Source organism: Kitasatospora sp. NPDC093550, from assembly GCF_044764985.1.
Taxonomy (GTDB): domain Bacteria; phylum Actinomycetota; class Actinomycetes; order Streptomycetales; family Streptomycetaceae; genus Kitasatospora.
The window spans coordinates 272,303-286,339 of record NZ_JBIWJF010000004.1; the positions used below are offsets into that span (position 1 = coordinate 272,303).

The following is a 14,037-nucleotide window of genomic DNA, read 5'->3' on the forward strand; positions in this document are numbered from 1 at the left end:
CGTCGTACCCCTCCGCCGCACCCCTTCCGTCCCATCCCGTCCCACTCGCCCGGGGAGACAAGGAATGCCGCTCCAACGCCACCTCAGCAAGGGCCGCGAGATCGCCCGGACCGCCGGGGACCACGCCTCCGACATGTTCGCCCCGCTCTCCGTCATCGGCCGGGGCCTGCGCCACCACGTCGGCTGGGCCAAGTCCCGCTGGAACGCCACCCCGAAGGAACGCCGCGGTCCGACGCTGTTCCTGTCCGCCGCGATGCTGGTCGGCGTCTACCTGCTGCCGCACGGCCTGCTGTTCGCCCTGATCGCCCTGATGGCCAGCGCCGCCTGGGCCGGCCGGGCCCCCAAGGCGCCGCCCGCCCCGCCCGCCCCGGACGTCGCCGACGTGAAGCTGAGCGCCCTCTACGCCGCGCTCACCCCCTACCTGTGCGGCCCCGACGACGCCAACCCGCTGTACCACTTCGAGGGCGGTTACAAGAACGCCTTCGGCTCCTGGGAGTTCGACGGCGAGGGCCGGCTCTCCCGGCTGGAGCTGAGCTACCCCGCGTACTTCACCGACACCGAGCCCGCCGCCCGGGCCCGGATCGAGCAGGTCGTCCAGGGCAAGGCCGGGCGGGCCCGGGAGTACCGCTTCGACTGGGACGAGGAGTCCAACCGGCTGCGGATCGCCGCGCTCGCCCCGCTGCCCACCGACGTGGTCGCCCAGCGCTTCGTGGCCGCCCCCGGCGAGATCGTGCTGGGCTTCACCGACGAGGACGGCACCGCCCGGACCATCCCGGTCACCCAGGGCGGCACCGTCGTCCAGCAGCCGCCGGTGGTCTGGCGCACCGGCCCGCGCTCCTCCGAACCCCACCTGCTGGCCCTCGGCGTCACCGGCTACGGCACCTCCAGCCTGCTCCGCTCGATCGCGCTGCAGGCCCTCCCGTACGCCGACCTGGTGGTCGTCGACGGCGCGGGCACCGGGGAGCACGCCTGCCTGGTGAACCGGCCCGGCGTGCACACGGTGGAGACCAGCCTGCACGGCGCGCTGGCCGCACTGGAGTGGGCCGCCCAGGAGACCGAGCGCCGGCTCACCGCGCTCAACGCCGCCCGGCAGGCCGGCTCCGCCCCGCCGGAGGACGTCACCCGGCCGCTCTGGCTGCTGCTGGACCACCCGACCGAGCTGAGCGAGCTCGCCCAGGCCGAGGGCCGCCCCGACCCGCAGGACCTGCTGGAGCTCCCGCTGCGGCACGGCCGGGCAGCCCGGGTCACCGTGGTGATCGCCGACGACATCGAGGCCCGGGACCGGCTCACCCCGACCGTCCGCGCCACCGCCCGGGCCCGCGTCGTGCTCGGCCCGGCGGGGCCGGACGAGGGCCGCGCCGCACTCGGCGCCCCGCTCGACATCGTGCCCGCCGCGCACGCCCCGGTCGGCCGCGGCTACGCCCGGATCGGCAACGGCACCCCGCTCCGGCTGCAGGTGCCCGCCACCGTCGACCCGCTGGACGACGAGGCGCCCGCCCAGCTGCGGGACGCGGTGATCGCCCTGCTGCCGCACCGCGACACCCGCACCGAGGCGGCCGCCGGCGTGCCGCCCCGCCCGGAGCGCCCGCCGGTGGTCGCGCCGGTCGACCCGGCCCCGCGGGCCCGCCCGGTCGACCTGGCCAAGGACCAGCCGATGATCCGCTCACGCCCCATCTCCTGACCGGCCCGGCGGCCCCGGACCGGGGCCGCCGGAGGCAGTCGGAACCCGTCCCGGTACGCTCGACACGGAAAGGCCGCACGATCGCCCGATGTGAAATAGGTGACACCTGGAGTGATATCACCGGCCAGATGTGACAAATCGGGCGCAGGTGGGTACAAACAGGGGCGGCACGACAGACGACGCATGTCCCGGGACGGGAATCTTCGTCGGAAGCCGAGCGTTGACCGAACGACGAAGAACAGCGACCACTAGTCCTGTGGGCCATAAGCCCGGGAGGCACGATTCATGAGCGAGCGAGCTCTCCGCGGCACGCGACTCGGGGCCACTAGCTACGAGACCGACCGTGGTATCGATCTGGCTCCCCGCCAGACCGTCGAGTACGCATGTCAGAACGGACACCGATTCGAGGTTCCTTTCTCGGTCGAGGCGGAGATCCCCGCGACCTGGGAATGCCGCTTCTGTGGCCAGGAGGCAGCGCTTCTCGACGGCGACGAGCCGGAGGAGAAGAAGGTCAAGCCGACGCGCACCCATTGGGACATGCTGATGGAGCGCCGGACGCGCGAGGAGCTGGAGGAGGTGCTGGCCGAACGGCTGGCCGTGCTCCGCTCCGGTGGGATGAACCTCGCGGTGCACCCGCGGGACACCCGTAAGAGCGCCTGACATCGCTCCCGCCCCGAGCGGGAGGACGCGAAAAGGGACCCTGGTTTCCAGGGTCCCTTTCGCGTTGTCGCGGTGTCCGGGGTCTCGGTGTCCGGGGTGGCGCTGTCCGGGGGCGGCTCCCGGCGGGTCGGTTCGCCTCGGCGGGGCCGGTTCGCCGCCTGCGGCTCCCCGGACGGCTCGCGGCCGTCCGGGGGACTGTCGACCGGGGAACCGGCCGGCGACCGGGTCAGCCGGTGATCGGCGGACGGTAGGTGGTGTCCGGGCCCTGCGGGCCGCGCGGGCCGGCCTCCGGCTCGACGACCTCGCCCTGGATCACCTTGCCGTCCGGACGGTGGATGCGCAGCTGCTCCTGCAGCCGCACGGCGTCCGCGAACGGGTCGGCGCCGACGCCGGCGGTGCTGCGCAGCGCCTTGTCGGCCAGCCGGCGTCCGCCCGCCCGCCACAGCGCCCGGGTGGGCGGGAACAGCAGGGTCAGGGCCAGCAGGTCCGACAGGAAGCCGGGGACGATCAGCAGGACGCCCGCCAGCACCGTCATGCTGGTGCCGGTCTGCGGCTGCTGGGACTGCGGGTTCTTGCTCTGCTCGATCGCCGCCGACAGCGCCTTCAGCCCGGCCCGCTTGATCAGCGAGCCGCCGATCAGCGCGCCCGCGATCAGCAGCAGCAGGACGGTCAGGCCGCCCAGCCACGAGCCGACCAGGACCAGCAGCCAGATCTCCAGCACCAGCCAGGCGGTGATCAGCAGCGGCAGCACCCGGCGGAGCCTGCCGCGCGGGGCCGGACGGGTGGGGGTAGCTTGCTGCGTCACGGTACGGATCCACTCCAAGCGGTGCTCTGCGCGCCGCACGGGAGGTCCGGGCCGGCTACGGCACCACCTGGTCCAACGGTTCCCGCTCGGCAGGTGTTCCGGCGTCGGGCTTCCGACGGCGTCCGACCAGCACCGCGACGCCGCAGGCCAGCAGCCCGCCGATGGCCAGGGTCCACTCCGGGGCGGCGCCGACCCGGTCGGCCACCGTGGTGCCGTCGCGCAGCGGGACGGTCGCCGAGAGCTCGGCCGCGGTCAGCTCCTGGGTGCGCTGCTGGACGGTGCCGTCCGGGGCGATCACCGCGCTGATGCCGCTGGTGGCGGCGATCAGCACCGCCCGGCCGTGCTCGACGGCCCGCAGCCGGCTCATCGCGAGCTGCTGCTCGGGCTGGCCGGTCTTGGCGTAGGTCGCGTTGTTGGTCTGGACGACCAGGACGCGGGCGCCGCTGTCCACGGTGTCGCGGACGATCTCGTCGTACGCCACCTCGAAGCAGATGACGTCGCCGATCCGGGCCGGGCCGAGCTGCATCACGCCGTTGTGGTCACCGGGGTAGAAGTCCCGGGCGACCCGCTGGAGGCGGGTGATCACCTTCATCAGCTGGGCGCGGAAGGGCACGTACTCGCCGAACGGGACGGGGTGCTGCTTGGTGTAGGAGGCGCCGGGGCCGGTCTGCGGGTCCCAGACGATGCCCTCGTTCTGGACGTGCTGCGCGTCCGGGCCGTCCACCAGGGTGCCGACCAGGGTCGGCACGCCGATGGCCCGCACGGCCTCGTCGATGCGCCGGCGGGCCAGCGGGTCGCTGAACGGGTCGAGGTCGGAGGAGTTCTCCGGCCAGATCACCACGTCGGGGCGCTCGACCTTGCCCGCGTCGATGTCGGCGGCGAGGCGCTCGGTGGCCGAGGCGTGGTTGTTGAGGACCATCATCGGGCGGCCCAGGAAGTCCATGCCCGGGTTGGGCACGTTGCCCTGGACGATGGCGACCTTCACGGTGTCGGCCGCGGCCGTGGGCACCGGGACGAGGTAGCCGGCCAGCAGCGCGGCCACCGCGCCGAGCGCCGCCAGCGCGGCGGCCCGGGGGGCCTTGCGCGGCCCGCGCAGGCGCAGCGCGGCCCAGGCGAGCAGGGTGCCGGAGAGCGCGACCGCGAAGGTCACCAGCGGCGCGCCGCCGAGCGCGGCCAGCGGGGTGTACGGGGTGGCGGTGTTGGCGAAGGCGAGCCGGCCCCAGGGGAAGCCGCCGAGCGGCAGCCGGTCGCGGGCCCACTCCTGGGTGATCCACAGGCAGGCCGCCCAGAGCGGCCAGCCGGGGAGCCGGGAGGTGACGGCCAGTCCGCCGCCGAGCAGGGCCAGGAACAGCGCCTCGACGACGGACAGGCCGACGGTGGCGTCCCAGCCGACCACTCGCAGCCAGCTGAGCAGCATCAGGAAGAACGGCAGCCCGAGGGCGAAGCCCGTCCACAGGCCCTGGCGGAAGGTGCGGCCCCGGGTGAGCAGCGAGAGGGCGGCGACGCCGAGCAGCGACAGCGGCCAGAGGTCGTACGGGGGGAAGGCGAGGGCGAGCAGCAGACCGGCCAGCGCCGCCAGGCCGGTCCGGGGCAGACCGGCGCGGACCTTGGCGACGGCACGGGCGCCGCGACCCGGCCGGGGCGACGGCTCCTGCGGCTCGGAGGCGGCCCCGGGCCGCTCCTGGGTGACGGGAATGGCCACCGGCGCACCATCTTCCTGGGTCGTGCTGTTCGGACGCTGTGCGAAGAAGGTACCCCGGAACGTCGGAGGGGCGTGAGGTGAGGGTGCTACCCCCTCGGCCGCCCCGGCGGGCCCGCGCTCGTCGGACCCGCTCGTCAGGCCTCGTCAGGCCCGCTCGTCAGGCCCGCTCGGCGTAGCGGACCGGGCCCAGCGGCCAGTGCTCGGCGAGCCAGGCGGAGACGGTGCGGTGGAGCGGGGCGTCCAGCTCGGCGCGGTCGGCGCGGACCCAGGAACTGACCGAGACCACGGACGGGTCCTGGCGGTCCGGGTAGATGTACACGCAGCCGATCACCTCGTCCCGGTCCGGCTCCAGGACGGTGTAGGTGAAGCCGGTGCGGGCGGCGAAGTCGGCGGCGTGGCGGCGCAGATCGGCGAGGTTCAGCTCCGGCGACATGCCGTCGACCGGGGGCCAGTCGCGGCCGACGAAGCCGGGGGTGGCCCGGATGTGCGCGATGCTGCCGGTCCAGGCGGCGTGGTCGGAGGCGTTGTGCTGCTCGCCCAGGGGCTCCAGGCGGAATTCCGGGGCGAGCAGCTCGCGCGGGACGGTGAAGTCGGCGGGCACCAGGGGTTCGGTCGTCATGGTGATCAACCTACGGGCCGGTGCGGCGCCGGTTCATCCGGTTTTCGCGCTGGTTGGGGGGTGGTCAGCGCCGGTGCACGGTGCGGCCGCGGACCACGGTGCGCAGGCAGGTCGGCAGGGGGTGGCCCGGGGTGAGGTCGGGCAGGCCGGGGGTGCCGGAGCGCGGGTCGGTGGACCAGCCGGCCACCCGGGAGTCGGGGGCCTGGACGACCAGCTCGGCCGCCGCCCAGATCGCGTAGCTGGCGACCGCACCGGGCACCAGCACGCCGTCCTGGTCGCGGCCGATCGCCCGCCAGCCGCCGCGGGTGTGCGCGGTGAAGGCCGCCCGGACCGAGATCCGGTGGTCCAGGGTCCGGTGGAAGGCCGCGGCCCGGACGGTGCCCCAGGGGTCGAGCGGGGTGACCGGGGCGTCCGAGCCGAAGGCCAGCGGGACACCCGCCCGCAGCAGTGCGGCGAAGGGGTTGAGGGCGGCCGCCCGCTCGGCGCCCAACCGCTGGACGTACATGCCCTCCGGGCCGCCCCAGGCGGCGTCGAAGGCGGGCTGGACGGACGCGGTGAGGCCGAGCTCGGCGAAGGCCGCGATGGACTTGTCGTCCAGGGCCTCGGCGTGCTCGACGCGGTGGCGCAGGGCCTTGACCCGGCCGGCGCCGACCCGCTCGCCGGCCGCCCGGACGCCCTCGATCACGGCCGTCACGGCGGCGTCGCCGATGGCGTGGAAGCCGGCCTGCAGACCGGCCTCGGTGCAGGCGGCGACGTGGTCGGCGACCTGCTCGGCGGTCAGGTAGGCGGCGCCGGTGTGCGCGGCGTCGGCGTACGGGGTGTGCAGACAGGCGGTGTGCGAGCCGAGCGCGCCGTCGACGAAGAGGTCGCCGCCGGCGCCGACCGCGCCGAGCCGGCGGGCGGTCTCGACGCCGCCCAGCTCGCCCCAGTAGCCGAAGACCTCGGGGCCCTCGCCTTCGGCGGCGAGCTCCAGCAGGGCGGCCAGGTCCTGCTCGGAGGAGATCTCCGGGCCGGCGCACTCGTGCAGGGCGCCGATGCCGAGTTCGGCGGCGCGGGCCAGGGCGGCGCGCTGGGCGCGGCGGCGCTGCTCGGGCGTCAGGTGGGCGAGGGCGGTCCGGCGGACGGCGTGGTGGGCGTCCTTGGTGAGCGGGCCCCCGGCGTCGTACCCGGGCCGCTCGGCGAGGCCCTCGGTCAGGGTGCGCAGGGCGGTGGTGGCGAGCGCGGAGTGCACGTCGGTGCGGGAGAGGTAGAGCGCGGCGCCCCGGGCGGCGGCGTCGAGTTCGGCGAGCGTGGGCGGGCGGCCCTCGGGCCAGCCGGTCTCGTCCCAGCCGTGGCCGATCAGTACCCCGCCCGGCTCGGTGCGGGCGTCGACGAACGCGGTGACGGCCGCCAGGGCGGCGGCCAGCGAGGGGCTGCCGGTGAGGTCGAGGCCGGTGAGCGCCAGGCCGGTGGCGGTGGCGTGCACGTGGGCGTCCACGAAGGCGGGGGTGACCAGGGCGCCGTCCAGCTCGACGATCTCGTCGGCCGTCGCGGCGTACGCCTCGGCGGCGCCGTCGCTGCCGACCCAGGCGATGTGCTCGCCCTCCACGAGCATCGCGGTGGCGAAGGGGTCGGCGGGGCTGTAGACGGCGCCGCCGCGCAGCAGGACGGTCCGTGGGGTGCGTTCGGTCATGCGGCCAAGTCTGCACCCCGGTGCTTCGGCCTCAGAGCTTCGGGGGTCGCGCCTCGTACGGCGTGGAGAGCACGACGGTGGTGCGGGTGGAGACGCCGGCGGCGCTGCGGATGCGGGCGAGCAGGTCCTCCAGGTCGCCGGGGGCGCCGACGCGGACCTTGAGGATGTAGTTCTCGTCCCCGGCGACGCTGTGGCAGGCCTCGATCTCGGGCAGGCCGGCCAGGCGTTCGGGGGTGTCGTCCGGGGCGCTGGGGTCGAACGGCTTGACCGAGATGAACGCGGTCAGTGCCAGGTCGACGGCGTCCGGGTCGATGATCGCGGTGTAGCCGCGGATCACCCCGCGCTGTTCGAGGCGGCGCACGCGCTGGTGCACCGCCGAGGTGGACAGGCCGGTCGCCTTGCCCAGGTCCGTATAGCTCATCCGGCCGTCCTCCAGGAGCAGCTGGACGATGCGTTGGTCGAGATCCTCCACAGTCGGCAAACCTACCCGGTCGGGAGCACGGGGGGCGCACGAGGTGGCACGGGGAGCGATCGCAGGTGCCGTACGGGCACGTGCCGGGTGAATGTGGCACCGGGTGTGGCCAAGGACACACCCGGTGCATCACGGTGCACACCACCGCAGGGTTATGAGTCCGGATCGCAGGGAAGTGCTGGTTGTGGCCCTGGATGACCACGCCGGGCCCGATCCTAGGGGGATCCACATGCCTGCTACTGACGAGCGCGCGCTCGCTGCCGACGAGACCGACGATATGACCGGCCGCGACGACCTCGCGGTCGACCACTCGCCGGGCACCGACCCCGGCGAGGCCGAGACCTGGGACATCTTCCGGGTCAACTGCCCCGAGTGCAGCCGCCCGATCGCCCTGGTGGCGGACGAGGAGCGGCTGCCGCAGCACGCCCTCCTGCCGACCGCCTGGAACCCCTTCGCCCCCGCGATCTGCCCCGGTTCGGGCACGCCCACGGACGACCTGGCGGAGGTGGAGGCTCCGGAGGACGCCGAACCGGCCGGGTTCGGCACGCTGGTCAAGCTCCCGACCGGGCTGGACTGGCGCACCCAGCCGTTCTCGCACGCGGTGGCGCACCGCCCGGTGCGGGTCGCCGCGATCGACTCGACGGTCCCCGCCGTCCCGGTCGTCCCGACGGTGGCCGCGCTGCGGTCGATCCCGGAGCAGCGCCGCCGGATCGCCCGGACCTCGCTGACCGCCCGCTCCGCACGGGCGAGTTGACGCTCCGACAGGAACGCCTCCGGCCGTCACTCCGCACCCTGGAGTGACGGCCGGAGGCCGTTGCGGGGGGAGGCGCCGGGCCCTCGCGGGCACCGGCCCTCCGTCGGGCGTCAGCCCTTGGTGAGGTGGCGGCCGATCACCAGGCGCTGGATCTGGTTGGTGCCCTCGACGATCTGCAGCACCTTGGCCTCGCGCATGAAGCGCTCCGCCGGGAAGTCCTGGGTGTAGCCGTAGCCGCCGAGCACCTGGACGGCGTCGGTGGTCACCCGCATCACCGTGTCGGTGCAGAAAAGCTTGGCCATCGCCGCCTCCTTGGAGAACGGCCGGCCCGCGTCCTTCAGACGCGCCGCGGACAGGTAGAGCGCGCGGCCGGCCTCGATCTGGGTGGCCATGTCGGCGAGCATGAAGGACAGGCCCTGGAACTCGGCGATCGGGCGGCCGAACTGGCGCCGGGTGCGGGCGTAGTCGACCGCGAGGTCGAGCGCGGCCTGGGCGACGCCGATCGCGCAGGCGGCGATGCCGAGGCGGCCGGAGTCCAGCGCGGCGAGCGCGATCTGGAAGCCCTGGCCCTCCTCGCCGATCAGCCGCTCGCGGGGCACCCGGGCACCGTCGAAGTGCAGCTGGGCGGTCGGCGAGGAGCGCATGCCCATCTTGTGCTCCGGCTGGGCCGCCGACAGGCCCTGCTGGGTGCCCGGGACCAGCAGGCAGCTGACGCCCCTGGCGCCCTCGCCGCCGGTACGCACCAGGGCGCTGTAGAAGTCGGCCTGCCCGCCGTGGGTGATCCAGGCCTTGGTGCCGTTCACCACGTAGGCCTCGCCGTCGAGGTCGGCGCGGGTGCGCAGGGCGGCCGCGTCCGAGCCGGACTGCGGCTCGGAGAGGCAGTAGGCGCCGAGCTGCTCGCCGGAGAGCATGCCGGGCAGCCACTTGTCGCGCTGCTCGTCGGTGCCGAAGGTGGCCAGCGCGTGGCAGGAGAGGGTGTGCACGCTGACGCCGAGGCCCACGGCCAGCCAGCCGGCCGCGAGCTCCTCCAGCACCTGCAGGTACACCTCGTAGGGCTGCTCGCCGCCGCCGTACCGCTCGTCGTACGGGAGGGAGAGCAGGCCCGCCTCCCCGAGGGTGCGGAAGACCTCCCGCGGGAAGCGGCCGGCGGCCTCGTCCTCCGCCGCGCGCGGCTGCAGCTCGCGCTGGACCAGGTCCCGGGTGAGGCTCAGCAGCTCGCGGGCCTCCTCGCTGGGCAGCTGGCGCTCCACGGCTTTCAGAGGGGAGGGGGTCATGGCGGCGGTCGCCTCCTCGTTCGGGGCGCCGGACCGGGGGTGTGGCTCGGTCCGGGGCGTGGTGTGGCAGGTCGCCCGACCGGCACCGGGTTGCGGTGAACGGCCGTTCACATGCGTGGCGATGCGAGTATGCCCGAATCCGCTCCCGCCGTCACGACCTGCACGGATCAACTGTCCGCAGTGGTGGGATACGGCACCGTAGGGTTGACGATGTGGCTGCTTCCGGAACCCTCCCCACCCATGCTCCGCCCACTCCCCGTGACGGGCTGGGCGCCCTCGCGGCGGAGCTGCGCGCACTCCCGCCGTCCTGCGGGCCGGTGCGGCTGGTCGCGGTGGACGGGCACGCGGGCTCCGGCAAGACCACCTTCGCCGGGCGGCTGGCGGCGGAGCTCGGCGGGGCTCCGGTGGTGCACCTCGACGACCTGGCCACCCACGAGGAGCTCTTCGGGTGGACCGGGCGGCTGCGCGAGCAGGTGCTGGAGCCGCTGGCGGCCGGGCGGGACGCCGCGTACCGGGTGTACGACTGGACGCTGCGCCGCTTCGCGGGCACGACCGAGGTGCCGGCCGCGCCGGTGGTGCTGGTCGAGGGCGTCGGCGCGGGGCGCCGGGCGGTGCGGCCCTGGCTGGCCCGGGTGATCTGGATGGAGCTGGACGCCGACGCGGCCCGGCGGCGCGGCGAGGAGCGGGACGGGCCGGATCTGGCCGAGTTCTGGGCGGGCTGGGCCCGGGCCGAATCGGCGCATTTCGCCGCCGACCCGAGCCGCCCGTACGCCGCGACGCGGGTCGACGGGGTGACCGGCCGGATCGCACCGGGCACCGTCGGTGAACCTTCAACAACCGCCTTGACCTGCGACATCACCAGGACCTAGGTTCTCCTCAGCTGCCGGAACGAAAGCTTCCGGCCGCTCGGACCCGGCGTCCCCGGCTTGTTCCCCCGTGAGCCGGGGGCGCCGTCCGGTCCCCTTCCGAATCTCGTTCCCCCGCCGCCCGTTTCGGCCCCCGGGGGCTCAACGGCCGCTCGCACGATCGCATTTGACCCTGTGCGGCACCCTTCCGGATCAGCCCCGCCCCGGTACGATTCCTGGCAGGCGCATATGCGCCGCAGGGGCTCGACGACCACCGGCCAGGCCTGCGAAGGCGACTCGTCGGCCGAGCCCCGGGCCACACCGCGGGGGGCGTGAGTGACGACGGTGGACAGTTCCGACAGCACGGCGGGCGGCCCGGACCGACTCGCCGACCGGGCCTGGCTGCGCGCCATGGACGCCTACACGGCCGGCGCCTACGCCCGGGCCGAGGAGGAGTTCCGGGCGGCCGTCCGGCTGGACCCCGGTATGGCCGACGCCTGGCTCGGCCTGCACGCGCTGCGCAGCGACACCTCGGCGGCACTGCTCGCGATGTACCGCAACCAGAAGCGGTTCGGCGAGCAACGGCGGCTGCACCGACGGCCGCTCAGCTCCTGGTACTGGCTGGGCTGGTGGGTGCAGCCCGTCCTGGAGGACGCCCGCGACCTCGCCCTCGCGCACGCTTCGCACTGGCTGGACGGCCGCCACCTGGCCGAGCTGGACCGGGCCCTGGAGCAGTGCCCGGCCCCGAGCGAGGACCCGTCCGCCCGCTTTCTGTACGCCTGCCGCTCCTACCTGCTCAAGGACTGGGAGCAGCTGATCCGGGACACCGACCGGCTGCTGGACGACCCGCTGCTGGGCATCGAGGCCGGGCTGTTCGCCGGCATGGCGCGGGTGCGGCTCGACATGTGCGCGCAGGCGCAGGCGCCGCTGGCCGCCTCGCTGGCCCGCTGCCGCTCCGAGCAGCCGCAGCGCAAGGAGCTGCGCTACTGGCTGGCGCGGGCGTACGAGGGAGCCGGGCGCAGCGCGGCGGCGCTGCCGCTCTACCGGGCGGTGCACCGGGCGGACCCGGCGTTCATGGACACCGCCACCCGGCTGGCCGCCATCTCGGCCGAGGACGGGCTCGCGGACGGGTTGGTGGCGGACGGGCTGATGGCCGACGGGCTGCCGGCCGACGGACGCTCGGGCACGGCCGAGGACGGCGGGCCGGGCGTCGAGGCGGGGTTCCTGGACGACGCGGGGTACCCGGCCGACCCGGGGTGCGGCGAGGACTTCGGCGACGGGGACGGGAGGGACGGCGCGACCGTCTCCGGCGACGGGGTGCTGAACGGCGGGGCGTCGAACGCCGGGGTGCCCGGCAGCGGAGTACCCGGCGGCGGAGTGCCCGGCGGCGGGGTGGCGGGCGGCGGAGTGGCGGGCGGCGGGCCGTCGGTGGACGCCAGTCTGGTGGACGGAGGGCCGGCCGAGGCGCTGCCCGACGGCGCGCTGCTCGACGGTGCCCTGTTCGACGGCGCTCCCCAGGCCGCCGGGGAGCGCTCCGGCTCGGGAGCACCGACCGCACCGACCGGGCCCGCCGCGCCGCCGCTGCCCGTCCGCGGCCAGCCGCAGTCCCGGGCCGCCGTCGGGCCCGCGCCCCGGGCCGGCGGTGACGAGCGCGGGCTGGACGCCGCCCTGGCGGAACTCTCGCTGATGGTCGGCATGGAGCCGGTCAAGCGCCAAGTGCGGGCTTTGTCAGCCCAGTTGAGAATGTCGCGGCTGCGGGCCGCGCAGGGCCTGCCGGTCCAGCCGCCCAAACGCCACTTCGTCTTCTCCGGCCCCTCCGGCACTGGCAAGACCACCGTGGCCCGCATCCTCGGCCGGGTCTTCCACGCCCTCGGCCTGCTCTCCGGCGACCACCTGGTGGAGGCCCAACGGGCCGACCTGGTGGGCGAGTTCCTCGGCCAGACCGCCGTCAAGGCGAACGAACTGATCGACTCCGCACTGGACGGCGTGCTGTTCATCGACGAGGCGTACAGCCTCTCCAACTCCGGCTACACCAAGGGCGACGCCTACGGCGACGAGGCGCTGCAGGTGCTGCTCAAGCGCGCCGAGGACAACCGGGACCGGCTGGTGGTGATCCTGGCCGGCTACCCGGAGGGCATGAACCGGCTGCTCGCCACGAACCCCGGCCTCAACTCCCGCTTCACCACCCGGGTCGACTTCCCCAGCTACCGGCCGGGCGAGCTGACCGCGATCGGCGCCGCGCTGGCCGGCCGGGACGGCGACGGCTGGGACGAGGACGCCGCCGAGGAGCTGGCCAGCATCTGCACCCACGTGGTCCGCGAGGGCTGGATCGACGAACTGGGCAACGGGCGGTTCATCCGCACCCTGTACGAGAAGTCCTGCGCCTACCGGGACCTGCGGCTGTCGCTGCTGCGCGAGCCGCCGGGCCGGGAGGACCTGGCCACGCTGCGCCTGCCGGACCTCGTCCAGGCGTACGGCGAGCTGATCGACGGCCGGGGCTGACCCCGGCCGGTTGACCGGCTCCCCGGCTCTTCCGTGCGGCAGCGCGGTCTCAGCCCCCGAGCAGCGCGGCCTCCCGCTCGGGGTCGAGCCCGGCCCTGATCCGGTCGCCGCGCTGTGGGGCGTCGCCGCCGATCGACCGCAGCCAGGCCCAGGTGTCCTCGACCGTCTCGGCGACCGGACGGCAGTGCAGCCCGGCGCCGATCGCGCGCTCCACCGAGCCGGTGTGGAGGAACGCGTACAGCTCACCGGGTGCCAGCCAGACCGGCAGCTCGGTCCACGGCTCGACGCCCGCCGCCAGGATCCGCTCCGGGTCCGTCCAGCGCAGTTCGGCGTCCGAGCCGGTGGCCCGCACGCAGGCCTCCAGCAGCTCCCCCATGGTGGCGTGCCCGGACGGGCTGACCACGTTGTACGGGCCGGCGAGGCGGGCCACCGCCGCGTCCAGCGTCCAGGCCGCGAGGTCGCGGACGTCGATGTACTGCAGCGCCAGCTCGCGCGGCCCGGGGGCGAGCACCGGGCCGCCCCGGGCGATCCGGTTCAGCCACCAGGGCAGCCGGCCGATGTCCTCGTGCGGGCCGAGGATCAGCCCGGCGCGGACCAGCAGGGCCCGTCCGCCGAACTCCGCCTCCAGGGCCAGTTCGGCACCGCGCTTGGCCTCGGCGTAGGGCACCTCGCCGGTGAGGTCCGGGGAGGAGTCGACCACGTTCGCCGACTCGCCCGGGCCGCCCACCGACGGGTAGTCGTACACCGACCGGCTGGAGACGTACGCGTAGTGGCCGACCCGGCCGTGGAGCGCCCGGGCGCTGTCGCGCACCGCCGCCGGGGCCCAGGACCAGGTGTCCACCACCGCGTCCCACTCCCCCGCCCCGAGCGCCGCGAGCCCGTCCTCGGCCGTCCGGTCGCCCTTCAGCACCCGGACGCCCTCGGGGGCGGGCTGCGTACCGCGGTTGAGCGCCGTCACGTCCCAGCCCCGGGCCAGCGCCTCCTCGGCGACGACCCGCCCGACGAACCCGGTTCCACCCAGCAGGAGAAGTCTCATGCCCACCACTCTCCC

The 14,037-nt window shown here is 75.0% G+C and carries 12 protein-coding genes; 5 read left to right on the top strand and 7 right to left on the bottom strand.

The window, feature by feature from the left end:
* Positions 1 to 64 precede the first annotated feature (64 nt).
* Both ACIRD3_RS08440 and ACIRD3_RS08445 read left to right on the top strand, forming a co-directional pair.
* Complete coding sequence (locus tag ACIRD3_RS08440; RefSeq protein ID WP_402213233.1) at positions 65 to 1,681, top strand: hypothetical protein; 1,617 nt, start codon at positions 65 to 67, stop codon at positions 1,679 to 1,681.
* A gap of 285 nt (positions 1,682 to 1,966) precedes the next feature.
* On the top strand, positions 1,967 to 2,341 hold the full coding sequence (locus tag ACIRD3_RS08445; RefSeq protein ID WP_355365562.1) for an RNA polymerase-binding protein RbpA: 375 nt from the start codon (positions 1,967 to 1,969) through the stop codon (positions 2,339 to 2,341).
* 226 nt (positions 2,342 to 2,567) lie between these two features.
* Here the strand turns inward: ACIRD3_RS08445 and fxsA are convergent, their stop codons facing one another.
* From fxsA to ACIRD3_RS08470, 5 genes are all read right to left on the bottom strand, one after another.
* On the bottom strand, positions 2,568 to 3,146 hold the full coding sequence (fxsA, locus tag ACIRD3_RS08450) for an FxsA family membrane protein (protein ID WP_402213235.1): 579 nt from the start codon (positions 3,144 to 3,146) through the stop codon (positions 2,568 to 2,570).
* A 55-nt stretch (positions 3,147 to 3,201) separates the two neighbouring features.
* On the bottom strand, positions 3,202 to 4,842 hold the full coding sequence (gene lnt / locus ACIRD3_RS08455) for an apolipoprotein N-acyltransferase (RefSeq protein ID WP_402213483.1): 1,641 nt from the start codon (positions 4,840 to 4,842) through the stop codon (positions 3,202 to 3,204).
* Between the two features lie 163 nt (positions 4,843 to 5,005).
* Entirely contained in the window at positions 5,006 to 5,467 is a 462-nt protein-coding gene (locus tag ACIRD3_RS08460; RefSeq protein WP_402213237.1) for an N-acetyltransferase, read from the bottom strand.
* A gap of 64 nt (positions 5,468 to 5,531) precedes the next feature.
* Positions 5,532 to 7,139 (bottom strand): amidohydrolase, encoded by a 1,608-nt coding sequence (locus ACIRD3_RS08465; protein WP_402213239.1) that lies wholly within the window; start codon positions 7,137 to 7,139, stop codon positions 5,532 to 5,534.
* A 31-nt stretch (positions 7,140 to 7,170) separates the two neighbouring features.
* Positions 7,171 to 7,611 carry an Lrp/AsnC family transcriptional regulator gene (locus ACIRD3_RS08470; RefSeq protein ID WP_045694655.1) on the bottom strand — a complete coding sequence of 147 codons (441 nt, stop codon included), beginning with the start codon at positions 7,609 to 7,611 and terminating at the stop codon, positions 7,171 to 7,173.
* A gap of 229 nt (positions 7,612 to 7,840) precedes the next feature.
* Here ACIRD3_RS08470 and ACIRD3_RS08475 point away from each other — a divergent pair, with 229 nt between their 5' ends.
* A complete protein-coding gene (locus tag ACIRD3_RS08475; RefSeq protein ID WP_402213241.1) occupies positions 7,841 to 8,365 on the top strand; it encodes a hypothetical protein in 525 nt (174 codons plus the stop codon).
* A gap of 110 nt (positions 8,366 to 8,475) precedes the next feature.
* Here ACIRD3_RS08475 and ACIRD3_RS08480 read toward each other — a convergent pair whose 3' ends face one another.
* A complete protein-coding gene (locus ACIRD3_RS08480) occupies positions 8,476 to 9,639 on the bottom strand; it encodes an acyl-CoA dehydrogenase family protein (protein ID WP_402213243.1) in 1,164 nt (387 codons plus the stop codon).
* Positions 9,640 to 9,851: 212 nt separating this feature from the next.
* On the opposite strand from ACIRD3_RS08480, the gene ACIRD3_RS08485 reads away from it, so the two are divergent.
* Entirely contained in the window at positions 9,852 to 10,508 is a 657-nt protein-coding gene (locus tag ACIRD3_RS08485) for a uridine kinase (protein WP_402213245.1), read from the top strand.
* A gap of 387 nt (positions 10,509 to 10,895) precedes the next feature.
* Positions 10,896 to 12,986: an AAA family ATPase gene (locus ACIRD3_RS08490; protein ID WP_402213484.1), complete on the top strand. Its 2,091-nt coding sequence runs from the start codon at positions 10,896 to 10,898 to the stop codon at positions 12,984 to 12,986.
* A 49-nt stretch (positions 12,987 to 13,035) separates the two neighbouring features.
* Here ACIRD3_RS08490 and ACIRD3_RS08495 read toward each other — a convergent pair whose 3' ends face one another.
* Entirely contained in the window at positions 13,036 to 14,022 is a 987-nt protein-coding gene (locus ACIRD3_RS08495; protein WP_402213247.1) for an NAD-dependent epimerase/dehydratase family protein, read from the bottom strand.
* Between the last annotated feature and the right edge of the window lie 15 nt (positions 14,023 to 14,037).

Excerpts from the sequence above, each read along its gene's own strand:
- ACIRD3_RS08440 (WP_402213233.1), top strand. The coding sequence starts at position 65 with ATGCCGCTCCAACGCCACCTCAGCAAGGGCCGCGAGATCGCCCGGACC.
- ACIRD3_RS08445 (WP_355365562.1), top strand. The coding sequence starts at position 1,967 with ATGAGCGAGCGAGCTCTCCGCGGCACGCGACTCGGGGCCACTAGCTAC.
- ACIRD3_RS08460 (WP_402213237.1), bottom strand. The coding sequence starts at position 5,467 with ATGACGACCGAACCCCTGGTGCCCGCCGACTTCACCGTCCCGCGCGAG.
- ACIRD3_RS08465 (WP_402213239.1), bottom strand. The coding sequence starts at position 7,139 with ATGACCGAACGCACCCCACGGACCGTCCTGCTGCGCGGCGGCGCCGTC.
- ACIRD3_RS08475 (WP_402213241.1), top strand. The coding sequence starts at position 7,841 with ATGCCTGCTACTGACGAGCGCGCGCTCGCTGCCGACGAGACCGACGAT.
- ACIRD3_RS08480 (WP_402213243.1), bottom strand. The coding sequence starts at position 9,639 with ATGACCCCCTCCCCTCTGAAAGCCGTGGAGCGCCAGCTGCCCAGCGAG.
- ACIRD3_RS08490 (WP_402213484.1), top strand. The coding sequence starts at position 10,896 with ATGGACGCCTACACGGCCGGCGCCTACGCCCGGGCCGAGGAGGAGTTC.
- ACIRD3_RS08495 (WP_402213247.1), bottom strand. The coding sequence starts at position 14,022 with ATGAGACTTCTCCTGCTGGGTGGAACCGGGTTCGTCGGGCGGGTCGTC.